Annotated in this window: 20 protein-coding genes; 6 read left to right on the forward strand and 14 right to left on the reverse strand. The window is 70.0% G+C overall.

The genetic code is table 11. The features are described 5' to 3' along the window. Window positions 1–60: 60 nt before the first annotated feature. Together ACFPZN_RS13180 and ACFPZN_RS13185 are read right to left on the reverse strand one after the other, a co-directional pair. Window positions 61–1,092: a phosphotransferase family protein gene (locus ACFPZN_RS13180; RefSeq protein ID WP_378282189.1), complete on the reverse strand. Its 1,032-nt coding sequence runs from the start codon at window positions 1,090–1,092 to the stop codon at window positions 61–63. Between the two features lie 2 nt (window positions 1,093–1,094). Then, window positions 1,095–2,297 carry an acyl-CoA dehydrogenase family protein gene (locus tag ACFPZN_RS13185; protein ID WP_378282190.1) on the reverse strand — a complete coding sequence of 401 codons (1,203 nt, stop codon included), beginning with the start codon at window positions 2,295–2,297 and terminating at the stop codon, window positions 1,095–1,097. 93 nt (window positions 2,298–2,390) lie between these two features. Between ACFPZN_RS13185 and ACFPZN_RS13190 the strand changes: the two genes are divergently transcribed. Next, window positions 2,391–3,134 (forward strand): SDR family oxidoreductase, encoded by a 744-nt coding sequence (locus ACFPZN_RS13190; protein ID WP_378282191.1) that lies wholly within the window; start codon window positions 2,391–2,393, stop codon window positions 3,132–3,134. An 8-nt stretch (window positions 3,135–3,142) separates the two neighbouring features. Here the strand turns inward: ACFPZN_RS13190 and ACFPZN_RS13195 are convergent, their stop codons facing one another. The 5 genes from ACFPZN_RS13195 to ACFPZN_RS13215 form a co-directional block, all read right to left on the reverse strand. Further along, entirely contained in the window at window positions 3,143–3,784 is a 642-nt protein-coding gene (locus tag ACFPZN_RS13195; RefSeq protein ID WP_378282192.1) for a TetR/AcrR family transcriptional regulator, read from the reverse strand. Window positions 3,785–3,859: 75 nt separating this feature from the next. Continuing rightward, window positions 3,860–5,410 carry an aldehyde dehydrogenase family protein gene (locus ACFPZN_RS13200; RefSeq protein ID WP_378282193.1) on the reverse strand — a complete coding sequence of 517 codons (1,551 nt, stop codon included), beginning with the start codon at window positions 5,408–5,410 and terminating at the stop codon, window positions 3,860–3,862. Between the two features lie 94 nt (window positions 5,411–5,504). Further along, window positions 5,505–6,056, reverse strand: coding sequence for a hypothetical protein (locus ACFPZN_RS13205; protein ID WP_378282194.1), 552 nt, complete (start codon window positions 6,054–6,056; stop codon window positions 5,505–5,507). 73 nt (window positions 6,057–6,129) lie between these two features. Next, complete coding sequence (locus tag ACFPZN_RS13210; RefSeq protein WP_378282195.1) at window positions 6,130–6,441, reverse strand: hypothetical protein; 312 nt, start codon at window positions 6,439–6,441, stop codon at window positions 6,130–6,132. Beyond that, complete coding sequence (locus ACFPZN_RS13215; RefSeq protein WP_378282196.1) at window positions 6,438–7,781, reverse strand: amidohydrolase family protein; 1,344 nt, start codon at window positions 7,779–7,781, stop codon at window positions 6,438–6,440. Before ACFPZN_RS13215 ends, ACFPZN_RS13210 begins: the two co-directional genes overlap by 4 nt. A 174-nt stretch (window positions 7,782–7,955) precedes the next feature. On the opposite strand from ACFPZN_RS13215, the gene ACFPZN_RS13220 reads away from it, so the two are divergent. After that, on the forward strand, window positions 7,956–8,558 hold the full coding sequence (locus ACFPZN_RS13220) for a TetR/AcrR family transcriptional regulator (RefSeq protein WP_378282197.1): 603 nt from the start codon (window positions 7,956–7,958) through the stop codon (window positions 8,556–8,558). 71 nt (window positions 8,559–8,629) lie between these two features. Here the strand turns inward: ACFPZN_RS13220 and ACFPZN_RS13225 are convergent, their stop codons facing one another. From ACFPZN_RS13225 to ACFPZN_RS13235, 3 genes are read right to left on the reverse strand one after another with little or no spacing between them, the layout of a single operon-like run. Next, window positions 8,630–9,100 carry a VOC family protein gene (locus ACFPZN_RS13225; RefSeq protein ID WP_378282198.1) on the reverse strand — a complete coding sequence of 157 codons (471 nt, stop codon included), beginning with the start codon at window positions 9,098–9,100 and terminating at the stop codon, window positions 8,630–8,632. Continuing rightward, window positions 9,097–9,600 (reverse strand): DoxX family protein, encoded by a 504-nt coding sequence (locus ACFPZN_RS13230; protein ID WP_378282199.1) that lies wholly within the window; start codon window positions 9,598–9,600, stop codon window positions 9,097–9,099. The genes ACFPZN_RS13225 and ACFPZN_RS13230 overlap by 4 nt, the downstream gene beginning before the upstream one ends. Before the next feature lie 34 nt (window positions 9,601–9,634). Next, window positions 9,635–12,058 carry a CaiB/BaiF CoA transferase family protein gene (locus ACFPZN_RS13235; protein ID WP_378282200.1) on the reverse strand — a complete coding sequence of 808 codons (2,424 nt, stop codon included), beginning with the start codon at window positions 12,056–12,058 and terminating at the stop codon, window positions 9,635–9,637. Window positions 12,059–12,514: 456 nt separating this feature from the next. On the opposite strand from ACFPZN_RS13235, the gene ACFPZN_RS13240 reads away from it, so the two are divergent. Next, window positions 12,515–13,351: a GntR family transcriptional regulator gene (locus tag ACFPZN_RS13240; protein WP_378282201.1), complete on the forward strand. Its 837-nt coding sequence runs from the start codon at window positions 12,515–12,517 to the stop codon at window positions 13,349–13,351. Window positions 13,352–13,870: 519 nt separating this feature from the next. On the opposite strand, the gene ACFPZN_RS13245 is transcribed toward ACFPZN_RS13240, so the two are convergent. From ACFPZN_RS13245 to ACFPZN_RS13255, 3 genes are all read right to left on the reverse strand, one after another. After that, on the reverse strand, window positions 13,871–15,370 hold the full coding sequence (locus tag ACFPZN_RS13245) for an aldehyde dehydrogenase (protein ID WP_378282202.1): 1,500 nt from the start codon (window positions 15,368–15,370) through the stop codon (window positions 13,871–13,873). Window positions 15,371–15,547: 177 nt separating this feature from the next. After that, window positions 15,548–17,296, reverse strand: coding sequence for an N-acyl-D-amino-acid deacylase family protein (locus tag ACFPZN_RS13250; protein WP_378282203.1), 1,749 nt, complete (start codon window positions 17,294–17,296; stop codon window positions 15,548–15,550). Between the two features lie 378 nt (window positions 17,297–17,674). Beyond that, window positions 17,675–18,757: a Zn-dependent alcohol dehydrogenase gene (locus tag ACFPZN_RS13255; protein WP_378282204.1), complete on the reverse strand. Its 1,083-nt coding sequence runs from the start codon at window positions 18,755–18,757 to the stop codon at window positions 17,675–17,677. A gap of 206 nt (window positions 18,758–18,963) precedes the next feature. On the opposite strand from ACFPZN_RS13255, the gene ACFPZN_RS13260 reads away from it, so the two are divergent. Beyond that, on the forward strand, window positions 18,964–19,932 hold the full coding sequence (locus ACFPZN_RS13260; protein WP_378282205.1) for an NADPH:quinone oxidoreductase family protein: 969 nt from the start codon (window positions 18,964–18,966) through the stop codon (window positions 19,930–19,932). A 52-nt stretch (window positions 19,933–19,984) separates the two neighbouring features. Here the strand turns inward: ACFPZN_RS13260 and ACFPZN_RS13265 are convergent, their stop codons facing one another. Continuing rightward, window positions 19,985–21,538 (reverse strand): AMP-binding protein, encoded by a 1,554-nt coding sequence (locus ACFPZN_RS13265; RefSeq protein ID WP_378282206.1) that lies wholly within the window; start codon window positions 21,536–21,538, stop codon window positions 19,985–19,987. Window positions 21,539–21,714: 176 nt separating this feature from the next. On the opposite strand from ACFPZN_RS13265, the gene ACFPZN_RS13270 reads away from it, so the two are divergent. Together ACFPZN_RS13270 and ACFPZN_RS13275 are read left to right on the forward strand one after the other, a co-directional pair. Continuing rightward, window positions 21,715–23,304, forward strand: coding sequence for an AMP-binding protein (locus tag ACFPZN_RS13270; protein WP_378282207.1), 1,590 nt, complete (start codon window positions 21,715–21,717; stop codon window positions 23,302–23,304). Between the two features lie 84 nt (window positions 23,305–23,388). Further along, complete coding sequence (locus ACFPZN_RS13275; protein WP_378282208.1) at window positions 23,389–24,237, forward strand: enoyl-CoA hydratase/isomerase family protein; 849 nt, start codon at window positions 23,389–23,391, stop codon at window positions 24,235–24,237. Window positions 24,238–24,288 lie beyond the last annotated feature (51 nt).

Raw genomic sequence — 24,288 nt, forward strand, 5'->3', positions numbered from 1 at the left:
TCAACTTGTACGTACCAGTTGGAATCCTGGAGTACATGATGCCCCCATCCGGCGCCGCTGTCACGGGGCAGCGTCGAGAGCGCGGTCGAGCAGCTCCTCGGCTATCGCATGCAGGCGCCGCCCGGTGCGCGGATCACCGGTTCCCTCGAGACTGCGGGCCAAGCTGCCTTCCAGGAGCACCGCCATCCGGTAGGCGGCCAGGCAGCGAAACCACGGGAAGTCCTCGAGCCCCTGCGGGGCCAGCTCAGCGTAGCGATCGACGGCGTCGGTGCTGTCCGTACAAGTCCAGCCGGCTGCCGGCGGCCAGGAGGTCAGCGTCCCGGGCCAGCTGACGACGAGATGCGCGAGGTCGAGCCGCACGTCGCCGAGCGTGGCGAGTTCCCAGTCGACGATCGCGGCGATGCGGCGCCCATCGGCCGCGACGAGCATGTTGCCGAAGTGCAGGTCGCCGTGCAGCAGCCCGAACCGCTGCTCGCGCGGGTAGCGGCGCGTGAGCCTCGCGTGGACGGCGGACGCGGCGGCCAGCGAATCCGCCCGGTATCCGCCGATTCCGCGGTAGCCGTCCAGCGTGCGCGTCCAGCGAGCGACCTGTCGCTGCGCCCAATCGGCACTTCTGCCGAGATCAGACAGCCCCACGGCGGCCGGATCCACCATCGCGAGCCCCGCCACGGCCTCCCCGGCCGCGAGCGCGATTCCGCGCTGCGCGGCCGGGCTGTCACGAACAGGCCCCGGAAGTTCGGCGACGGCGTTGAAGCCCGCGACGAAGGCCGTCACCAGGAACGGCCCGCCGAGCACGCGGGATTCGGTCTCGGCTCCCACCAGCCTCGCGTGCGGCACCTCCGTCCGGGCCAGCGCGCCGAGGACCCGGGCTTCCCGCCCGATCATTCCCGGCCCGCCGGCGACCGGCCGCGGCGGCTGGCGCAGGACGTACTCGGACTCGCCGAACAGGAACCTGATCAGGAGGTTCTGCGTGCCTCCGTCGATCCGCCGGAGGCCGGTGGGGGTCGAGCCGGCGCACCCCTGTCGACTCATCCAGGCCGCCAGGCGCCGGCTCCATTCCGGCGAGCCGACCCGCGGGCCGGGCGCAGCCACGATCAGCTCACCGTCGCGTACTTGCGCAGTTCGCCGCGCGCCAGCGCCATCTTGTGCACCTCGTCCGGCCCGTCCGCGAACCGCAGCGCCCGCTGCACCGCATAGTGCCGGGCGAGCGGGTAGTCATCGCTCATTCCGGCGGCCCCGTGCACCTGCATGGCCCGGTCGATGATCCGGCCGGCGATCGACGGCGCAGCGATCTTGATCTCGGAGATCTCCACGGCCGCGGCCTGGTTCCCGACCGTGTCCATCAGCCAGGCGGCGCGCAGGGCCAGGAGCCGCAGCATGTCGATCTCCAGCCTGGCCTCGGCGATCCAGTCCCCGATGTTCGCGCGCGTGGCGAGCGGGCTGCCGAACGTCTCCCGGGCGAGCGCGCGGCGGCACATCAGTTCCAGAGCGCGCTCCGCCGCGCCGACGGATCGCATGCAGTGGTGGATCCGCCCCGGCCCGAGCCGCGCCTGGCCGATGGCGAAGCCGTCACCCGGCGCCCCGATCAGGTTCGCGGCCGGTACCCGGACGTCGTCGAACTCGACCTCGCAGTGGGTCTCCGGGTCCCAGTACCCCAGGAGTGGCAGCGGCCGGACGATCCGCACGCCCTCGGCGTCGACCGGCACGATGATCTGCGACTGCTGCCGGTGCCGCCCGGCGCCCGGATCGGTCTTGCCCATGACGATGAAGAACGCGCAGGCGGGGTGACCGGCGCCGGTCACCCACCACTTCCGGCCCCGCACGACGTATTCGTCGCCGGCGCGCACGATGCGGGTGGCGATGTTCGTCGCATCGCTCGATGCGACGTCGGGCTCGGTCATGGCGAACGCCGAGCGGACCGTCCCGTCGAGAAGCGGGCGCAGCCAGCGGTCCTTCTGCTCCGGCGTGCCGAACATGGACAGCAGTTCCATGTTCCCGGTGTCCGGCGCGCTGCAGTTGAACGCCTCGGAGGCGATCAGCGACCGGCCCATGATCTCGGCCAGGGGCGCGTAGTCGAGGTTGGTCAGCCCCGCCCCCTCGTCCGGATGCGGGTGGAACAGGTTCCAGAGGCCGGCGGACCGCGCCCGCGTCTTCAGCTCCTCCATGACCGGCGGGTAGGCGCCGGTCCCCCTCCACTGGTCGTCGAAGGCGGCCTCCGCCGGGTACACCCATCGGTCCATGAACTCGATCAACCGGCCGCGCAGTTCCGCGCTGCGGGCCGACGGTGTCAGATCCATTCCGTCCTCGCGCTGTATAGCGGGCTACTAACCTAACGGCGGTTAGGTTATGCTTCGGGCGCCGGGCTGTCCAGGCATCTCGAAGGAGAAGCTGTGATCGAGTCACTCGAAGGTCGTACCGCCGTCGTGACCGGCGGTTCCCGGGGCATCGGCAAGGCGATCGCGGCTCGCTACGCGGCCGCCGGAGCCAACGTCGTGATCGTTTCCCGGCGCGAGGAGTCGTTGCGGGCGGCGGCGGCCGAGCTGGGCGAGCGGGCCGCCTGGTACGCGGCCAGTGTCCGGGACCCCGATGCTCCGGAGCGCACCATGCGGCTCGCGGTGGAGCGATTCGGGGGGATCGACATCCTCGTCAACAACGCGGCCGTGAACCCGTTCTTCGGATCCCTGCTCGAGATCTCGGCCGAACAGCTCGCGGTGACCGCGGAGGCGAACCAGGCCGCTCCGCTGCTCTGGACCCAGGCGGCCGTGGCGGCCGGGCTCGGGCGTACGGGCGGGGGCGCCGTCGTGAACGTCGCGTCGATCGGCGGCCTGGTCACCGAGCCCGGCCTGGGCTACTACAACGCCACCAAGGCCGCGCTTCTGCATCTCACCCGGCAACTTGCCGTCGAGCTGGCGCCGCGCGTCCGCGTCAACAGCATCGCCCCGGGAATCGTCCGCACGGACATGGCGCGCGTTCTCTGGGAGGAACACGAGGCCGAGGTCCGCTCGAAGACCCCGCTCGGCCGGATCGGGGAGCCCGCGGACGTGGCGGCCGCAGCCCTGTTCCTCTCCGCCCCGAGCAGCTCATGGATCACCGGCAGCATGCTGGTGATCGACGGCGGCATGTCGCTCCTCTGACCGGGCCGTCATCCCCCCGGCTCGAGCCGGCCGCCGAGCAGGTCCTTGATGATCAAGGCGACGTAGCCGTCGGCCACGTTCTCCAGGGAGCGGCCGCGCTCCGGCCGATACCACCGGCTCAGGCCGTTCACCATGTCCAGCGCCGCGAACGCGACGAGGTCCGGCGCACTGGACCGCAGTTCGCCCGTGCGCACGCCGTCGGCGATCAGTGCGGCGATCGTTCGCTGGTAGCGACGCCGCGAGCGCTGGACCTTCGCGATGACCTCGGACGGCAGCGAGTTGATCTCCCGATCGGCCACCCAGAGGGCGTCGGCGTGCTCACAGAGGTAGACGATCTGCCTGCGCAGGAGGGCCGCCAGGAGCTCGCCGCCGGATCGCCCCTCGTCGCGAGCCGCTCGCGCGAACGGCTCCTGCGACGCGATCAGGTCCTCGGAGACCGACTCGACGATGGCCTGGAGCAGATCGGTCTTCGACCGGAAATGGTGGTAGAGGGAAGCGGATTTGATGTCCGCGGCGTCCGCGATGTCCCGCATGCCGACATGGTGGTAGCCGCGCTCACGGAACAGGCGGCTGGCGATGTCCACGAGCTGGGCGCGGCGCTCGCCGGTGGGCAGCCGCCGCCGGCCGGTCGGCTGTCTGGGCGACGTCATCGCCGGAAGTCTCCCATACACCGGCGCGGGCGATCCGGCACCGCGTGGTCCGCCGCAGGACGCGGCCGATACTCGTCAGGGCCGGCCGTCGATGAACACGGACTTCGTGTTCAGGTAGCCCTCGAGCGCCGCCATGCCGTTCTCCCGGCCCCAGCCGCTCATCTTGTACCCGCCGAACGGCACCGCCGGGTCGCCGAGCAGGTACGTGTTCACCCACACCGTGCCCGCCTGCAGGCGGGCGATGACCCGGTGCGCTCTGCCGAGGTCCCGGGTCCACACCCCGCTCCCGAGCCCGAACTCGGTGTCGTTCGCGCGGGCGAGCACCTCGTCGACGTCGTCGAACGGCAGCACGCACATCACCGGGCCGAAGATCTCCTCACGGGCCACGCGCATGTGGTCGGCCGTGTCGGACAGCACGGTCGGGGCCACGAAGTAGCCGCTCCCGAGCGTGCCCGCGGTCAACCGACGCCCGCCCACGGCCACGTGCGCGCCCTCCTCCTGACCGATACGGATGTAGCCGGTCACCCTCTCGAGTTGCTCGGCCGACACGACCGGGCCGATCTGGGTCGCCGGGTCGAGGCTGTCGCCGACCCTGAGCTCCGCGGCGAAGCGGCTGATCGTCTCAACGGCCTGCTCGTAGATCGGCCGCTCGACGTACACGCGGCTGCCGGCGACGCAGGCCTGGCCGGAGTTCCAGAAGACGCCCATGGCGGCGGCGGGGAAGGCCCGGTCGAGGTCGGCGTCGGCGAAGACGATGTCGGGGGACTTTCCGCCGAGTTCCAGCGTGACCCGCTTGAGGTTGCCGGCGGAGGCCCGCACGATCGACTGCCCGGTCGCCGTCGACCCGGTGAAGCAGACCTTGTCCACGCCGGGGTGGTTCACCAGTGCGGCGCCGGCCGACTCGCCGAAGCCGTTGACGACGTTCACCACGCCGTCCGGCAGGCCGGCCTCCTGCATGATCTCGGCGAGCTTCACGGCGACGAGCGGCGCCTGCTCGGCCGGCTTCAGCACCATCGTGCAGCCGGTGGCGAGAACCGGCGCGATCTTCCAGAGCGCGTTGGAGATCGGACCGTTCCACGGTACGACCGCGGCCACGACGCCGACCGGTTCGCGCACCGTGTACGAGAAGACGTCCGGCCCGATCGAGTTCGGGATCGTCTCGCCATGGATCTTCGTCGCCGCGCCGGCGAAGTACCGCAGCACCTCGGCACAGGTCTCGACCCGGGTGCGCGGATCCGGCCCGATCGGCGAGCCCATGTCGAGCACCTCGAGGAACCGCAGCTCTTCGGCGTGGTCGACCAGCGCGTCGGCGAGCCGCCACATCAGAGCCTGGCGCTGCGCCGGCGTCGTCCGGCTCCACGGACCCTCCAGCGCCCGCCGCGCCGCGGCGACCGCACGGTCCACGTCCGCGGCGCCGCCGGCCGCGACCCGGGCGAGGACCTCACCGGTCGAGGGGTTGACCGACTCGAACGTCTCGCCCGAGGCCGCCTCGGCCCATTCGCCGTCGATGAAGAGGGGCTTGACGCCGTCGGACAGAAAGGCCAGCACCCGTTCCGGGATCGGTGCCAACTGCTCGATCGGCGCGCCCGCGTCGGACGCCGTACCGGTTCGGGTGGTGCTGCTCATGACCCTGTCCTAACTCGGAGCGGGACGGATCGCTTCACCGGTCCCACCTGGCTTGCGAAGCTGGTTCTTGTGCCGCCGGACCTCAAGGACGCCGTCACCGCGGAACGAAGGTGGCGCCGAACGCGCGCGCCTTCTGCGGATGGTTGAGAAAGGCACCGAGCTGCGGCTTGTCGAGCTGCCCGGACACTCGCTTGGTCATCGCCTTCGATCCGTCGTCCGGATCGCAGTCGAACTCCAGGAGGTGCAGGTACAGGGGCCCCTCCCCGACGACGTCGTACGGGCTGATCAGTGTCAGACCCGGCGTCCCGCTCGTGGCGAGCGGCGGGATGTGGACGAAGTCCGCCCAGTCGCGCAGGGACTGCACGGCGTCGGCGTCGTGGCGATCCCTGGCATCGAGCAGCGTGATCATCAGTCCCGCCGTCGGGCGGTTCGAGAGCCGGCCCTGAGTCGGGCGCACCGTCCGCCGGTAGCGCAGCCCCGGCGAGTCAGGGCTCGGCTGGCCGGGCTCGAGCGCGGTGAGGCCGAGCAGTTCGATGTCGTAGGCGTTGGACTCGCCGGGCAGCGGCTTGCTGATCCGCCACGAGGTGTCGCCTCGCCCGTCGAAGCTCAGGTACAGCTCTTGCGCCGCGACCGAGTACGTGTCCACTGTGCAGCCTCCACTATTGCCAGGGCGGGAAAGGGGTGTGGCGTTCGACGACGCCGTTGCGGATGGGCCGCGCTCAGTCCGAGCTCGGCAGCCGTTTGGGACCTTGAACCGACAGGGGTTCGGAACCGATCGACAGCGTGCCCTGACCGGCCTTGGTCACGAGTACCTCGAGGTCTCCCCCGTCGGTGTAGCGCTTGCCGAGCTCGGCACCGCCGGCGAACGCGGGAACGATCGGCCGCGGATCGCGGCCGTCCAGGTCGCGTGTCATGGGCACCCCGCCGCAACGCAGGTCCTGCGCGGTCGATGGGGCGCGGACGACGATCACCTGGGTGTCGCAGGTGGTGCTGCGAAGCCGGATGCCGGGCTTCAGGAGCTCACCGGTCATGCCCAATGCCCCTTCGTGCGGAACGCCATGCTCGTCTTCCTGTTGTGGAACTCGGTCTTGGGCTCCAGCCCGGCCCTGAGGACCTCGCTGGGCCGCGGCGCCCCGATCCGGTCGGCCACCCCGGCGAGATGGACGCGGTCCAGGCGCGTGTAGCACTGGAGGGCGTTGTCGCCGAGCATGCCCCGCACCTCACGGAGCGGCAGGTCGTGGTAGGTGTTGGCGATGGCGACGTGCGTCATGGGCACATCGTTCCGGTCCTCCTGGTAGCACCAGGTGCCTTCGGCGTGCGGGTAGTCCGAGCCCCACATCAGGCGCTCGCTGTAACCGTCCCTGACCGCGGCTTCGGCCTCGGGCCTCGATTGGAAACTCGCGCCGATCCAGACGTGCTCGCCGATGTACTCGCTCGGCCGCCTCGGCAGAGAGGCGCGAAGCGGACCGCTCTGCATGTAGTCGTAGATGGAGTCCAGCTCTTCCATCGCGTCGACGAGCCAGGCCCCCGGATGTTCGGTCAGGACCAGGCGCAGGCCCGGATGCCGCTCGAACACGCCCATCAGCGTCAGGATCGTCAGCGAGCGGCGGCACCACCAACCGGAATCCATCAGGCCGATCGCACCGCCGTACGGACTCTTCCAGTACCGATGGGTCGGGGGTGCGGCGCTGATGTGGGTCGTGAGCGGCAGCTCGTGTTCGGCGCACGTCGCATAGAAGGTCTCGAAGAGCTCATCGTCGAGCGGCGGCATGCCCGGCGCGTCGGCGGCCGGGAAGTTGATCCCGCCCAGGCCCGCGGAGGCCGCCCATTCGACCTCTCGGATGCTGGCTTCGAGGTCCCATATCGGCAGCTGCGCCAGTCCGACGAACCGCCCGGGGGCGCTCGCGCAGAAGTCCGCCAGCCACCGGTTGTAGATGCGCCGGCCCGCCGCGAGCAGTTCGAGCTCCCCGGTGTTGACGCTCTGGATGTTGCCGAACAGGTTGTTCGCGTCGAACGGGAGCGGGACGAAGTTCTGACTTCCGTGGAACAGCACCTCTGCCGCGATGCCGTCATCGTCCATGTCGCGCAGTCGAGCGACCGGGTCGTAGTGGCCCTCGCTCCGCTGGTTCCAGGCCATCGCCGCGGTCAGTTCCCGGCCGATACCGCGCGCGCGCATCGCGGCGACGATGTCGTCGGGTTCGACGGGAATGGGACCGATCTTCGCCGCGAAGGCGTCGAACTCCTCGAGATGGCGCCGTTCGCAGTACGGGCGGAGGTCCTCGACCAGGCGCGGCCCGACGTGAGCGTCCGCCGAGATGATCAGGAGACGCCGGTCGGCCGCCGGCGACGCCACTTCCTCAACGACCGTCATCTCTGGTTCCTCCATGCTCGCCCGCGGCGACACTGCCGAGTCATTACTATCACTGTTAGTTTAACACCCGCGGCGCGCGCTGCGAAGCCCCCGGCGCCGGGCCGCCGGAGACCGGGACGAACGGGCGGCGCTGCTAAACTCGCCTGCGTGACGCGAGGCCGACCGAAGATCCCGGTGCTCTCCCGCGAGCGCATCATCAAAGCGGCCCTGAGGATCGTCGACGAGGAGGGTCTCGACGCGCTGACCACGCGTCGCCTCGCCGCCGATCTCGGCGTCAAGGGCGCGTCGCTCTACAACCACTTCCGCGACAAGGACGACATCCTCGTCGCGGTGGCCGAGTACGCCCTGACACGGGTGCCCGAGCGCATGCTCAAGGAGGATGTCGCCCCCCAGCAGTTGCTCCTGTGGGGGGTCGTCGCGCTGCGCGACGCACTCCTCGCCAACCCGAATCTGATTCCGATCTTGATCCGGCACCCTTCGCTCGGCCGGGCCAACCGGGAGGCGGTCACGGCCCGTCTCATCGAGGGCGGCATTCCGGTGGAGGACGTCCTCCTGCTGCACGAGTCGCTCGAGCGATGGGCCATCGGCAACGCGGTGAGCGAGACGGCCGATCCGACCGCGTCCGCGATCGACCCGGAGACGGCGAAGCACTACCCCGCGCTGTCGAAGGCCGCCGAGCGCCGGCAGAAGACCTCGCACGAGATGTTCGAGACGGTGGCCGCCAGCATCATCCGGACGGTGCTCGAGGCCGCCGAACCGGCGAGCCGGCCCGGCTAGTCCCCTGCCGGGTCCGCGCGACACCGACCGGCGTCGGCTCACCACAGCAGTCATCTGCGCCATCCCGCCCACTACGCCTGCTTTCGCAGCTCTTCGGGGAGCAGATCACCGAGCAGCCGTCCCGCCCATCTCGGGTCCACCACCTCCAGATAGAAGCCGAACGGTGTCCGGTGCAACGCGAACCGGCTCGGCCGGCCTTGGTCGTCCGCGACGGTCGCCGCGAGCTCCCATCCGCGTGCCTGCAGGTCGGCGACGTCGGCGGAGAAGGCGTCCGTCCACACACCGATGTGGTGGAACCGCGAGCCCTCCACCAGAGGATCGAAGGGCGTCCCCTCCTCCACGGTGAACAGTTCGATGGCCGGCGAAGGCCCGGACGAGTACACCGAACGGATACGGACATCGGTTCTCCGACCGCCGTGGAAGACGCACAGCGGATAGTCGAGGACGTCCCGCCACCGCACTCCCGTCGACGCGAGGTCGGCCATCGCCTCCTCGATGCTCGCCACAGAGAGCGCCAGGTGGAAATAGGGCTGGATGATCATCGCGCGGGCCGCCAGAACGTGGCCAGCAGCGCGGCCGCACCGCCGAATCCGAGAACCGTCGCCGTCAAGAAGCCCGGCCAGCCGGGGGGATCGAACCAGCCGAGCCCGCGGTCGACGGACCACCGTCCCGCGCCGACGCCGGCGAGCCCGACCGCGACGAACGTCAGGACCATCACGTACTCGTAGCCCTCACCGGGCCGGAAGACGAAGAAGCCGTTCCGGCGGTGGTTCGTGGCCCAGGCGACGACCATCGTGCCGATGATCCCGGCACAGGCCACCGGTGTGAGGGCGCCGAGGGCGAGCAGCGTCCCGGCACTGATCTCGGTCAGGCCGGCCGACCAGGCGTGCAGGATGCCCGGCCGCATCCCGAGGCCCTCGAACCAGCGGGCCGTCCCGGCGATCTTCCCGCCGAGGGCGATGTGGTGGTAGCCGTGGGCGACGAACACGATCGCGACCGAGACACGGACGATGAGCAGCGACAGGTCAGCCGCCGAGTTCACAGGCACACTCTCTCCTTGGTCACTGCGGTACGCGTCAGCGGCACGCCGTCCCCTCCTCCGCGGCACCTTCGTCGATGAGCCGCTGGACCTCGCCGGGAGCGAGGCCGAGCACCTCGGTCAGGACTTCGCGGGTGTGCTCGCCGAATTCGGGCGCCGGCACCTGCGGCGGCGGGTCGATACGTTCGGAGAAGAACGGCGCGTTCTCCACGATGAGCGGTCCGAGCCCTGGCTGCCGGAGCTGCTTCAGGTACTGGCGCGCGGAGAGATGGGGGTCGTCCCCCAGCTCCGTCGCCCTCACCATGGCTCCGGCAGGGATGCCGGCCGCCTGCAGGAGGTGCTGGACGGCTCGGGGCTCAAGGTTCGACGTCCAGAGGCCGACACGGGCGTCGATCCGCTCCCGGTTCCGCAGGCGCCCCGCGGTCGTGCGCAATGCCGGTTCATCAGCCAGGTCGGCCAGCCCCGCCACCTGGCAGAAGCGTGCCCACTCCTCGTCGCCGCGCACGGTGATGACACACCACTCGTCGCTGCCCGCGCACGGGTAGACGCCCCAGGGGGCACCCTCGTCGCTGCGGTTCCCCTTCGCGCTGACAGCGCCGGGCCGCAGGCTCTCGAGGGCGACGAACTCGGACAGCTGCATGAGGATCGCCTCGACCTGCGCCCCTTCTACGTGAGCCCCCCGGCCTGTACGGCGCCGCGCGATGAGCGCGGCCAGCCCGGCCGCCGCCATGACGCGGGCGGCGTAGTGATCCGGATACACGGTGTTGCCGTCGGCGAACGCCGAGGGACCGTCGGGGTACCGCCACAGGCTGGACAGCCCGGACGCGCATCGGACCAGCGGGCCGTAGCCCATCCAGCGCGCCCAGGGGCCCGTGCTTCCCATCGCGCTGCTCGTGACCATCACGATGCCGGGATTGACCTGGGCCAAGGTGTCATAGCCGAGCCCGAGCGACTCGAGCGTGCCCGGCTTGAAGTTGGACAGGACGAGGTCCGACTCGGCGGCGAGTGCCGTGAACAGCGTCCTTCCACGGTCGCTGCGCAGGTTGAGCCCGATGCTGCGCTTACCGCGATGCCCCGAGGCGAAGTTCGCGTTCATCATCCCGCCCCGGGCCACCCGTGCCCCGTCCGGGTAGGCGCGATTCTCGACCTTGATGACGTCGGCACCGAGGTCCGCGAAGAGCCGTCCGGTCTCGGCTCCGTAGACGATGACGCCGAGGTCGAGCACCCGGATTCCACCGAGTGGCCGGCGGCGCGGGGCGCCGGCGGTGGCGACGGGCGCGCCTGTCGCTCGGGCATCGGTCAGTTCCGTCAGGAGCGGTGCGTTGTGCTCGCCGGGGTCGGGCGCGCGCGTCCGGATTCCGAGGCGGCAGCCGTTGAACTCGACGAACCCGGTGGGGACGCTCGCCTCCACTCCCGTGGCTATCTCGTGCCGCGCGATCGCCCGCCTTTCGAGGTAATGCCCGGTCGAGACGACCTCCTCCGGACCGAGCACCGGAGCGCAGGGCACGCCGCGAGCCTGGCCCTCCTGAACGAGTTCGGCCATCGACCTGCCCTTGAACAGCAGGCTGACGTGCCGGCGGATCTCGCCGGCCCGCGCGAAACGTGTGAAGATCGCGTCCAGGGCGTCGTCCATCAGGTCTTCCGGATCGCCGAGCCACGAGCGCATCGCCCGCCACTGCCGCGGGCTGAGCAGCACCACCCGCACGAACCCGTCAGCGCACTCGAAGATCGGATACATGTCCGGCGCAGGGCGTCGGCGGGCCGGTGTCGTCGCGGCGACACCCACATCGGCTCCGGCCGATGCGGTGCCGACCATGCCCATGGCGGGATCGAGGATCTGCCCGGTCGCTTCCAGGAGCGAGAAGTCGATGTGGTCGCCCGTTCCCGTCTCCATCGCGTTCCACAGCCCGACGAGCGCCGCGAACGAGGCCTGGACGGCCGCCGCCTCCGCCGGCAGGGCGGCGGGTGGCATGAGGGGGTACCGGTCGCCGATCCTCGACCGGCTCAGGTATCCGGACATCGCCGTGTGCACCCATGGGCTCCCGGCCCAGTCGCGATAGGGACCGGTCTGGCCGAAGTCGGTGACCGAGAGCACCACGAGCCGCGGGTGGCGCGCGCGCAGCTCGGCGATGGAGAGGCCCGCCGCGGCCGGCGAGCCCGGCGCGGTCGATTCGATCCAGAGGTCGACCGTGGCCAGCATCGCCTCGAATCGGCCGCGGTCGCCGGCGTCCGCCAGGTCGAGCGTCAGACTCTGTTTGTTGGCATTCCGGACCGCGAACGAGATGCTCATCCCGTCGTGGAACGGCCCCCTGCGGCGAGACGACGAGCCCCCCGGCGGTTCGAGCTTGATGACCGTCGCACCGAGGTCGGCAAGGTACCGGCCGCACATCTCCGCCTTGTCCGCCATCTCCAGCACGCGTACACCGTGGAGCGGCAGGGCTCCGACAGACGGCACGCTCATCAGACCACCTCGCAAGGAGAGGATTCGTCACGTGACTTGTCACTACCGGTCAGACGCCTGCGTTGCCCGCTCCAGTGTCGGCGCGGACCCTGGAGGCCGCCCGAAACAACGAGTCAGTGCGCCGCTCTCGACGGGGGACGCCCCGGCCGCCAACTCATACATGTAATGACAAGTGCTAAAGTTGCATGGTTCCCCGGTCAGGTCAAGGCTTGACCGAAGTCCCGCTACGCGCGATTCAGACACCGGAGGTCGACGCATGCACCCCAGACACGACCCGCCGGGCGCCTCCGCTGCTCGGCGCGGGTTCTTCGCGGTGGCCCCGGCACCTCTGCCGTGAGCCGGAATGGTCTTGCGGCGCGGCATACTGAAGCGGTGCCCTCATCGCCTGGTGACCGTGCCCGAGCAGAGAACGATCCCGCCGAGGCGCGCCCGAAAGGCCGAAAGGCCGGCCGCCCCTTGTCCTCGGACGACTGGCAGTCGCCCTGGAACGCGAAGATCCCGCGGTACCGGCAGCTCGCCGCGGATCTGATCAGCGCGATCGAGGGCGGCCGGCTCCGCGTCGGGGACGAACTGCCGTCCGAGAACGAGCTGTGCGAGCTGTACGGCGTCAGCCGCACGACCGTGCGCGAGGCGTTCCGGCTCGTCGAACTCGAAGGTCTCGTCTCACGGCAGCAGGGTGCGGTCCGCAAGGTGATCGCGGCGGGACTGCGCGGGTACACCCTCTCGCTCGGGTCGGAGGAGGAGACACGGCAGTACGCCGCCGAGAACATCGTCGACTACCGCCCGAACAAGCGGGGCATGTCGGCGAAGAAGGCCGCCGAGCTGGACATCCCCGATCCGGAGATGTACCGCTCCGCGTCCGGCCTGCACTGGGAGCGGGCCGAAGGCGGCCACCTGGCCGGGTTCGCGCCGCGGCAGGTCCAGACCCGCCTGCCCATCGCGTTCACCACCGTGTACATCAGGCATCCGTACAGCGAGATCGTCGACTCGCTGCACGGCCCGTCGTCGATCGTCTTGTTCGCTCCGATCTGCGCCGGCTACGGCCTGGCGCTGTCCCACATCGATCAGACCTCGTCGGCGATGCTCATCCCGCCGGCGATCGCCCGGCGGCTGGGGTGCGAACCCGGCGAACCCGGCCTGCGGGTGATCCACCGCTTCTACGCCGAGAAGATCGGGTTGATGGAGCTCACCGACGAGATCTATCCGGCGGATCGGTTCAGCCTCTTCCATCGCTTCAACGTCGTCTCACCCCCCAAGGGCCGTGAACGCGGGCGCAAACGGGCGACCGACTGAAACCGGCCCGCCCGGATCCACCGTCGGCGCCGTCGGTCCCCACAGGTCCATGGCCGTCGCCGACTCAGTCGGCACGCGCGGTGTCCGCCGCTTACTGCTTCCTCACGTTGTCCGCGCGAAGTCGATACACAGTGCGCGGCACCATCACCAGCTCGCGCCCATGGACCGCGAGAGCACCCGCTCCTGACCGCGTGCACAACACCGTCAGGCCGGTAGCGGGATCCTCGTACACCGACCCGGACACCGTGTCGACCGGCTCGGTTCTTCGCGTGGCCGGCAGACTGCACGGGAGATAGCGCCCCGGACGCATCGGGGATCCGCCGGAACTCGGCGGTTCGGTCGCCGAGCCGGGATCGAGCACCACGATGTTCGTGTCGCTCACGCTGCTCGCCAGGCGCTGCCCGCTGTACGGGCGCCCCATCGGTACCGCGTTCATCCCACTACCGCCTTGCTCCGTGTACCCCGGGAGGGCGGCGCGCCCGGGCGTTCCCAGAGCGCGCCGGTCCTCCGTTCCGGTGGTCAGACGACCGATTCCTCGAATCCCTTCGGACGGCCCTCGAGCACGATGTACTTGGTCTCGAGGAAGGGCAGCAGCCCCTCCTTGCCGCCCTCGCGCCCGATGCCCGACTGTTTGAACCCGCCGAACGACACTCCGAAGTCCGAGCGCCAGGCGTTGTGGCCCACCGTCCCGGACCGGATCTGACGGGCGACCCCCCGGGCACGATCGACGTCGTCGGTGAAGACCGACGCGTTGAGCCCGTAGATCGTGTCGTTGGCGACCGCGACCGCCTCCGCTTCGTCCTCGACCGGGATGACGCTCAGCACCGGGCCGAAGATCTCCTCCTGCGCGATCGTGGACCGGTTGTCGACCTGCCCGAAGATCGTGGGCTCGATGTACCAGCCGCGGTCGAGATGCCGCGGGCGCCGACCGCCCGTGACGAGCTTCGCGCCTTCATCGACGCCCTTGGCGATGTAGCCCTCGACCCGATCGCGCTGGCGCCGGAGCGCGAGCGGCCCCATCTGCGTCGCCTGGTCGAACGGGTCGCCGACCTGGATGCCGGAGAAGATCGAGGCCAGCGCCTCGACCAGAGCGTTGTGCTTCCTCCTGGTGACGACGACCCGCGTCAGCGATGAGCACACCTGCCCGGAGAGGAAGCACTCCTGGCCGGCGATCACGGCGGCCGCCGCCGCCACGTCGTAGTCGTCGAGCACCACGGCCGCCGACTTGCCGCCGAGTTCGAGGGTGACGCGGGCGACGCGCTCGCCGCACAGCGACGCGATGCGGCGTCCCGCCACCGTCGAGCCGGTGAAAGTGATCTTGTCGACGCGCGGGTCGCGGACGAGCAGCTCGGAGACCTCCCGATCGGCCGTCACCACGTTGAGCACCCCCGGCGGCAACCCCACGGCCTCGGCGATCTCGGCGACGACGTACCCTTCGCCGGGCGCCTCCGGCGAGGACTTCAGCACGATCGTGCAGCCCGCCAGGAGCGCCGGCGCGATCTTGGCCGCGATCAGTCCGAGCGGACCGTTCCATGGAATGATCGCCCCGACGACTCCCACCGGCTCGCGTACCAGCAGGCCGAACTCGCCGCCGGCCGTCGGCATCACGGGTTCCTCGAACGGGTAGGTGCCGCTGAGTTCCGCGTAGTACTCGAACATGCCCGCGGCCGCTTCACCCACATGCAGCGCCGCCGTGTGGACGACACCAGACTCCCGCGGCCAGATCTGGGCGAAGTCCTCGATGCGCTCCCTGAACTGGGCCGCCATGGCGCGGAGGTACTCAGCCCGCTCGGCATGGGTCAGGCGCGGCCACGGCCCCTCGTCGAACGCCCGGCGGGCGGCGTCGACGGCCCGCGCGATGTCGGGCGCCTGCGCTTCGGCCACGCGGAAGTACAGCTGCTCCGTGCTCGAGTCGATCACGTCGAACGCCGAATCGGACGAGGGAGCGACCCACTCTCCCCCGATGTAGAAGCGGTTTGCGTTACGAACCGGTGCAGCCGCGTCGTTCGTCAGCGTCATGCCTGTTCTCCTCTGGATACGGCCGATTCAGCCACGGTGTCCCCCCGCGCGCCCGGCTCCGGACGTGAGCGGAGCGCGCGGGGTGGACGACCCGGCACCGATGTGGATCCGGCTTCGGGTTCGCACTGCCGACGTGGCGCGGGGGCACCGCGCCCGCCGTCGGGGTCCGGACGCCGGTCAGGCGCGGCCATGGCGAAGGAGCTTGCCCGGGTGCGCGTCGGTGGCGACGCCGTCCTTGAAGGTGATCTGGCCGTTGACGATCGTGTAGTGATACCCCTCCGCCCAGCGCACCCGGCGCCAGTCGCCGCCCGGCAGGTCGTTGCGGGTCTCGAACAGACCCTCCGGAACCTGCTTCAGGCCGGCGAGGTCGTACACGATGATGTCCGCGGCCTGGCCCTCGATCAGCGTCCCGCGGTCCTTGAAACCGTTCACGCGAGCCGGCAGCGCCGAGAGGTAGTGGTGCGCCTCCTCAAGGCTGAGCAGCCCCGTGTCCCGGACCATCCAGGTCAGAAGGTCGGTGCTGTACCCGCCGCCCACGAAGAACTTCATGTGCGCGCCGCCGTCCGAGATGCCGGGTAGCGCGTAGCCGCAGCGGAGCAGTTCCGCGATGTACGCGGCGTTCGGCGTGTGGACGATGGGGGTGCGCAGGGTCACCTTCAGCTCGGATTCGACGGCGAGATCGAGCATCACCTCGAGCGGATCGCGGCCCTGCTCCGCCCCGATCTGACCCAGGTTCTTCCCCACGTACTCGTCGAGGGCGGGGTACCCGCCGGTGGCGAGCACCTCGATCCGCTCGATCTTGAGCCCGATGCCCTCGATGCTCGCGAGCCACGGCTTGTCCGCCAGCATCTTCGCGCGGATCTCGGGGTTGCGGAGATTCGCCAGGCGCTCGGCCGGGCTGCCCATCAGCCCGGCCTTCCACGCCGGCGCGATATCGAACCCGTTCCAGGTCTCGAAGTTGAACTGCTGGAAGTTCCGGTTCGTGTCCGCGTGGCCGAAGACGTTCAGCCCGTTCTTGTGGCACTGCTCGAGCCATTCGATCGCGTGCCGGTGGACATCCGGCTTGCCGTCGATCGCGAGGAGCGTGTTGTGAAGCACCGGGCGGCCGGAGTACTCGGCGAGCTTCTCCACCCAGTACTCCACGGCCGGCAGGTCGAAGAAGTCCTCGGCGTTCTTGTCACCGGAGGGCGCGTAGGTCAGCTGGATCGTCCCCTCGCCGCGCTCCTTCAGCACCCGCGCGAACGCGTACCCCTCCTCGTCGGTCATGATGTCGGTGACCATCGGAGTGCCGTCGAAGTCCGGCTGGATCGAGTGCTCGCCCATGCGCTGCACCGACCAGCCGCACGCCCCGGCCTCCATCGCCTCGTCCAGCAGCCGGCAGATCTCCTTCAGCTCTTTCTCGTTCGGGCGGCGCTTCTTCGCCTCGGCGTACGACCCCATCGCGTAGATGATGAAGGGCGAGAGCGGGGCGAAGCTCAGCACGTTCACGCCCTTGGGCGTACGGTTCACGGAGTCGAGGAACTCTCCGAACGTCGTCCAGTCCCAGGGCATCCCCTGCTGCATCGCCTCGAGCCCGATCTGCTCGTTGCGGGTCATCGACAGCATCGACCGGTCGCGGTCCTCGGGGCGGCACGGCGCGAAGCCGAATCCGCAGTTGCCGATGACGACGCTCGTGACGCCGTGCCAGCCGGAGATCGTGCAGTACGGGTCCCAGAACAGCTGGGCGTCGTAGTGGGTGTGGGCGTCGATGACGCCCGGTGCGACGATCAGGCCCTCCGCGTCGATCACCTTCTCCGCGGTCGACGAGCGCAGCCCGTCGATCGCGGCGATCTTCCCGTCCCTGATGCCGATGTCGCCCTCGAACTTCGGCAGCCCGGTGCCGTCGACGACGGTGCCGCCGCGAATGATCGTGTCGAATTTCGCCATGTGATCCTCACACTCCAGGGGGTGGCGCTGGTGACCAAAGGCTAAAACTTGTACGTACAAGGCGCAAGAGGATGTCCGCAGATTTGCAGTGATCACGCCGCTAGCAGCAGTTACTTGTCCGTACAGGTACGCCGACACACGAGCCGCCGGCCAGGGGGCTTATACCGGTCTCGAAGCATTCCGAGGAGATCGGTCGGCACCGGACCGGCGTGGCCGGTCCCGGTCGCGACTCGACCGACCTGTAGTGGTCAACCGTCCCTTGCGGGCGGAAGTCACCGAGAACTCCGGCCTGCCCGAGGGACCGTCCCGACATCGAGGTGCTCCATCCCGACGAGGTGCGCCGGATCGGCGGCACGGCCGCCGCCGCCCGGCACCGTCTCACTGAGAGAACGTGATCACCCGGCGCCCGGCGATCCGGCGGCGGCGCATCGCGTCGTAGCCGTCGTTGATCTCCTCGAGCGCGATGCGCCGATCGATGAACCTCCGCAGGTCGAGCCGCCCGGCCAGGTCGAGTTCCACGATGCGCGGCAGGTCGGTGCGGGGCCGGCAGGAACCCATCAGGCTTCCCTGCAGACGCCGCTCGTGGACGAACAGGCCGCCGTCCAGCTCGATGCGCTGCCCGACGGCGATGCCGAGGACGGTCGCGATCCCCGCTCGGCGCAGCATGCGCACCGACTGTTCGACCGTGGTCCTCAGCCCGATCGCCTCGAACGAGTAGTCCACCCCGCCGCCGGACAGCTCCAGCACCTCGCCCACCGGATCGGCCGATGACGCATCGACGCGATGCGAAGCACCGAGCTCGAGCGCCAGGTCGAGCTTCGCCGGTTCGGTGTCGACGGCGATGATCTGTCCGGCACCCACGAGCGACGCGGTCTGCACGGCCGCGAGCCCGACCCCTCCCAGGCCGATGACCGCGACCGCCGAGCCGGCCCGCACCGCGGCCGTGTTGACGACGCCGCCGAATCCGGTCGCCACACCGCAGCCGATGATCGCCGCGCGATCCATCGGGTACTCGGGGTCGATCTTCACCAGCGCGTGCTCGTGCACCAGCATCTGCTCCGCGAAGCCGCCGAGGTTGTTGAACTGGAAGACGGGCCGCCCCTGCCGGGTCAACCGCGGCGGGGCCGACGCGGAGCGGGCGCCCGGCGAGTCCGTGCACAGAGTGGGCCTGCCGCGCAGGCAGTACTCGCAGTGCCCGCAGTATTGGAGCGGGAAGGTCACGACGTGATCGCCCGGCCGCACGTATGTGACGTCCTCGCCGACCGCTTCCACCAGCCCTGAGGCTTCATGGCCGAAGAGCATGCCGCCGGGCGCGTCCAGCCCGGCCGCGCCGTAGTCGCCATCGATCACGTGCAGATCGCTGTGGCAGAGACCCGAGCCGAGGGTACGGACCAGCACCTCGTCGCGCAGCGGCTTGTCGACTGCGACGTCGGTGATGTCCAGCGACCCCGGCTTCAACATGAGTGCAGCCTTCATCCCGACCTCTCACGGTGACGGACCGCCGGCGCGGTGGTCGCCGCCGACGGGGCGCAGCGCACGGTGGTGGCCGTAACGTAGGACGCATCACTTGTAGTGTCAAGAGGGTCCAACTTATGCCTACAAGCAGACCTGGACCGATCCCGCGCACAAAAACGAACACCGCTAGCTTATCGGGTTATGATCGGCGCATGCGCGCTGTCGTCTGTCGTGAACTGGGGCCCGTGGCGAACCTCGCCGTCGAAGATCGGCCGGTACCGGATCCCGGTGCGCGGCAAGTCCGGATCGCGGTGCGGTCGGCCGGCGCCGGCTTCGTGGACGCGCTCCTCGTCTCGGGCGGGTACCAGGTCCCGCGGACTCCCCCGTTCGTACCGGGAGGCGAGGTCGCCGGCGTCGTCGACGCGGTCGGCGCGGACGTCACCGGATGGCGACCGGGCGACCGGGTCTTCGCCGCCGCCCACGGCGGATTCGCCGAGTTCGCCCTGGCCGACGACACCAAGCTGGTGCGGCTGCCCCGGGAACTGGACTTCGCCCGCGGCGCGTCGTTCCTCCAGGCCTACGGAACAGCGTGGTTCGCCTTCACTCGAAGCACCGTGGTGCGACCGGACGAGGTCGTGCTCGTGACCGGCGCCGGCGGCGGCGTGGGACTGGCGGCGGTCGACGTGGCCCGATCGCTCGGAGCCCGGGTCATCGCCGTCGCGTCATCGGCGGAGAAGCGCGACCTCGCCCTCTCGATGGGCGCCGAGGCCGCGTTGGACCCGCTGACCGAGGACGTCAAGGCGGCCGCCCGCGAACTCACCGGCGGCAACGGCGTCGACGTCGTGTACGACGTCGTGGGCGGAGAGCTGTCCGAGGCGGCACTGCGCGCGCTCAACTTCCACGGGCGTTTCCTGGTGGTGGGATTCCCGGCCGGTATCGCCCGGATTCCACTGAATCTCGTGCTGCTGCGGAACCGCAGCGTCATCGGTGTCGAGCGCGGCAGCTGGGTGACCCGGCACCCGCAGGCCAACCGGTCGCTGGTGGAGGAGATGGTGAACGCCGTCGTTCAGGGCGCCCTGCACCCGGTCGCGCCGTTCGAGCGGCCGCTCGAGGACGCCGGAATCGTCCTCGCCGATCTGCTGGACCGCCGCGCCGTCGGGAAGACCGTGCTCGTCCCGTAGCGGGCCGGGCCGTCCGGCCTCAGACCCGACGGGCCTGAGGCCGGACCGGACCTCAGGCCCGTCGGGCCGGACGCGCGCGCAGCGCCGCCTTCTGGATCCGGTTGCTGGCCTGCGTACGCGGCAGGGCGTCGATGAACTCGAGGTGTTCCGGCACCAGCTCGCCCGGCATGCTCGATGCCGCGAACGCCCGCAGGTCCTCGATCGAGATCTTCGCGTCCGGTGTCCGCACCACGAACACGCGGATGTCCTCACCGGAAGGCCCGGTGTCATCGGACACCGCGGCGCACTCGGACACCTCCGGGTGCGCGTTGAGATAGCGCTCGATCTCGTAGGAGGCGATGGGCGCGCCGCCACGGTGCAGCAGGTCGGAGAACCGGTCGACCCAGTGGATGGCGCCGTCCGGCTCCTCGCGCACCGCGTCGCCGGTGTGGAACCAGCCGTTGCGCCACGCGGCGGCGGTCTTCTCGGGCATGTTGTAGTAGCCCAGGCTCACCGACCAGGGTTCGTCCGCGCGCACGACCAGTTCACCGACCTCGCCGGGCGCGACCTCGTAGTCGAACGCGTCGACGACGCGATACCGCCAGCCGGGCGCGCCCGCCGTCACCTTGCCGACGCTGGCCCAGTTGTCGGTGTTCCAGCCGGACGACGTCGTGATGTTCCCGACCTCGGACAGGCCGTAGCCGGTGCAGACGCGGACGCCGAACCGATCCCGGAACTCCCGGTGCAGCGGCGAGACCGGGATCATCATGACGTTGCGCAGTGAGGTCCGCCCGTCCTGCGGCGTCTCCGGCTGCCTGAGCAGGAATTCCGCCTGCTCCCGATAGACGATCGAGGTCGTGATGCCGTACTTCCGCACATCGTTCCAGAACGTCTCGACCCGCAGCCGGGGCTGCAGCACACAGCGGGCGCCGAGCATCGCCATCATCTCGGGGAAGCATTTCGACGCCGTGTAGTACGTCGGCGCGTAGGTGTAGAAGACGTCGTCCTCAGTGAGGTCCTCCATCGGCCACATGCGCACGGCCTGGACACTGAACGACCCCCACGGCACGATGATCGCCTTCGCCGGGCCCGTCGTGCCGGAGCTGTGCACGACGGTCGCCACGTCCCACGGCTTCGGCGGATCGGCGGCCTCCAGCGGCTTCGCGCCGGCCAGCTCGGACTGTCGAACGACCTCGAACGGCAGGTCGGGAATCGGTCCGTCGTCGGTGACCAGCACCAGACGCAGCTGCGGGAGCTCATGCGCGATCTCGGCGAGCTTCGGGAGGAAGACGCTGTCGGCGACGACGGTCTCGGCTTCCACGTTGCGGATCGCATAGCCGAGGGCGTCGCCGCTCGCACCGGTGTGCACGGGCACGTCCCACGCGCGCAGGTGGGCGATGCCGAGCCAGTTGGCGAACGCGACCGGATGCAGGTCCTGCAGGGACACGACCCGGTCGGCGGCCTTGATGCCCGCCTCCCGCAACGCGCCGGCGACGGCCAAGGCGGCCTCGTGCTGTTCGCGATAGGTGACGGTCGCTCCGTCGGTCGTCTGCAGGAACACCCGATCCGGAGTCTCCACCGCGCGCCACGCCAACGTCTCAGGCAGTGTCCGGAGCCTTTCAGCCATCCTTCGGTCTCCCTTCAGGGGCGGCACACAGAGCCGGTGCTCGGCGGCCACGTCGGCATATCCCCTCGTCAGGACGGGGGGACCGGCGATATACTATCAGCGTTCGTATAATTGGGGCAGGACGGCGTCCCGCACCTGGCGTGACACGACCGGGCCGACTGAGGGGAGACCCGGGCATGACCACCGACCCCGACATCGACATCGTCGAAGGCCATCTGATGATCCATTCGCTGACCTTCGGCGACGTCCTCCGGCAGAATCGGCGAAGCCACCCACGACAGACCGCGGTCGTCAGCGACACCGGCGAGCGGCTGACCTACCCGGAGCTGGACGACCGCGTCAACCGGCTGGCCGACGTCTTCCGCGCGTCCGGCGTGTCCGGCGGCGACCGTGTCGTCTGGCTCGGCCAGAACTCGCACCGCCTGCTCGAGTGCGTCCTGGCGGCGGCGAAGTGCGGTGCGGTCGTGTGCCCGGTGAACTGGCAGACCGAAGCGGACGAGTTGGCGTTCGTCATCGACGACGCCGAACCGGGCATCGTCTTCTGGCAGTCCTCCGAGCTTGAGCGGAAGGTCGCCGCCGTTCGGGAACGCCGCGACGGCGGAGCCAGGTGGATCCAGCACGACGGCGCCGGCGCGGACTCCTACGAAGGGCTGCTGGCCGGCGCCTCGGCCCATGACCCGGAAGGCTACGTAGACCCGAACGAACCACTCCTGCTGATGTACACGGGCGCGTTCGACGGCCGGCCCAACGGAGCGCTGCTCAGCCAGACCGGCATCATGCTGCACGGGCTCGTGGTCGCGAACCAGACCGGCATCAACGAGGAGTACGTCTACCTCAACTGCGGCCCGATGTACCGCATGGGCGTGCTGTGGAACACCCTCGCCACGCTGCACCTGGGCGGGACCAACGTGTTCGTCCCGCGCGCCGATCCCGAGCTGATCTGCGCGGCGGTGGAGCGGTACCGGTGCATGGGCGCCCTCATCATGGAACCGACGCTCAGCGCGGTGATCGCGTTCAACGAGCACGCGGCCTACGACCTCTCGTCCCTCCGCTCCCGCCCGGGCAACGCCGGCTGGAGCGCGATGACCACGCCCGACCCGCACCACCGTCCGAACAGCAGTTCGCAGTACGGGCAGACCGAGGTCACGGGTCTCATCACGACGGCGGCGGCCGGTGTCGCCGGGCTGCACGGCCGGCCGAGCCCGGTCGCCCAGCTGCGACTCTTCGGCGAGGACGGGCGCGAGGTCGCGCCCGGCGAGATCGGCGAGATCGCGGTCCGCGGTCCGCAGATCATGACCGGGTATCACCGGCGCCCCGAGCTCAACGGCCGCCGCCAGCACGACGGATGGCACTGGACGAACGACCTCGGCCGCAGGGAGGCCGACGGCTCGATCACCTTCCTCGGCCCCCGGGGCCGGCTGATCAAGTCGGGTATCGAGAACATCTACCCCGCCGAGGTCGAGGCGTGCCTGCGCCGCCACCCGGCCGTCGCGGACGCCGGTGTGATCGGCGTTCCGGCCGCCGACGCCGGCGGGCAGACGCTGAAGGCGATCGTCGTCGTGAAGCCGGGCATGACGACGACCCCTGACGAGCTCGTGCGGCACGGGCTGGAGCACCTTGCCGGGTACAAGGTCCCGCGCGAAGTCCGGTTCGCTCCGGCGCTGCCGATGAAGAACGCCGGAATCGACTACGAGGCACTCGATCGCGAGCACGGGGGCGGCGGCTACCCCGGATCGCGGCTCTTCACCACGATGACCGGTATCTGAGCGGCGCCGCCGGCGCAGCCCCTTGACCATTCCCACCCCATATGCCAACTTGTCATGACAAGTTGGCCGAGCCTGGAGGAAGCAATGGCGTACGTGACCTACGAGAAGGAAGGCCGAATCGCCGTCATCACGCTCCGGCGTCCGGACCGGCGCAACGCACTCGGTCGCGATCTCTGCAGGGATCTCCGCGCCGCGTACGAGGCCTTCGAGAACGACACCGACGTCGCGGTCGGCATCCTGACGGGCGAGGGCAACTTCTGCGCCGGCCGGGACATCAAGGAGACCCGGTGGGACGACCCCGAGGGGCCGCACGACGCGGGCTTCCCCTCGCCCGACCTGTTCTACTACAGCCGGCTCACGAAGCCGCTGATCAGCGCGGTGAACAGCTACGCGTTCGGCGGGGGCATGCTGCTCGCGCTCGCGTTCCCCGATCTGGTGATCTGCGCCGAGTCCGCCGTCTTCGAGCTCTCGGAGGTTCAGCGCAGCCTCCTGGGCGCGTGGGAGCTGGGGTGGAACCTGGGTCTGCCGCGGGCGGTCGCGATGGAGGTCGCGCTGGGCTACCGGATGAGCGGCCGGCGAGCGCACGAGCTGGGACTCGCGAACGCCGTCGTCCCGGACGACCAGCTCATGGACACGGCCAGGGAGTGGGCCCAGAAGCTCCTCGTCCTCCCGCCCGCGATCATTCGGCGGCATCGCGAGCTGCTGCGCAAGCATGCCGACCGTCCCATGTCGACCGAGGTCAAGGAACTCTGGGAGCGCTACTGGGACGAGCACATGCACTCGGTCGACTTCGACGAGGGAGACCGCGCGTTCCTGGAGAAGCGTGAGGCGAAGTACCGGACCAACGCCTACGCCCCGGACTTCGAGGAGCAGAGCGCGAAGAACCACACGGGCACGGCGCAGCGCGCGGTCTATGGCGCTGATCAGCACTGACCTTCCCGATCCTGTCTGAACCGCCCGGTGCTCCCGCGCGGGGATCGATGT

Origin of the sequence: Actinomadura rugatobispora, assembly GCF_042656285.1 — a bacterium.
Lineage (GTDB): Bacteria > Actinomycetota > Actinomycetes > Streptosporangiales > Streptosporangiaceae > Spirillospora > Spirillospora rugatobispora.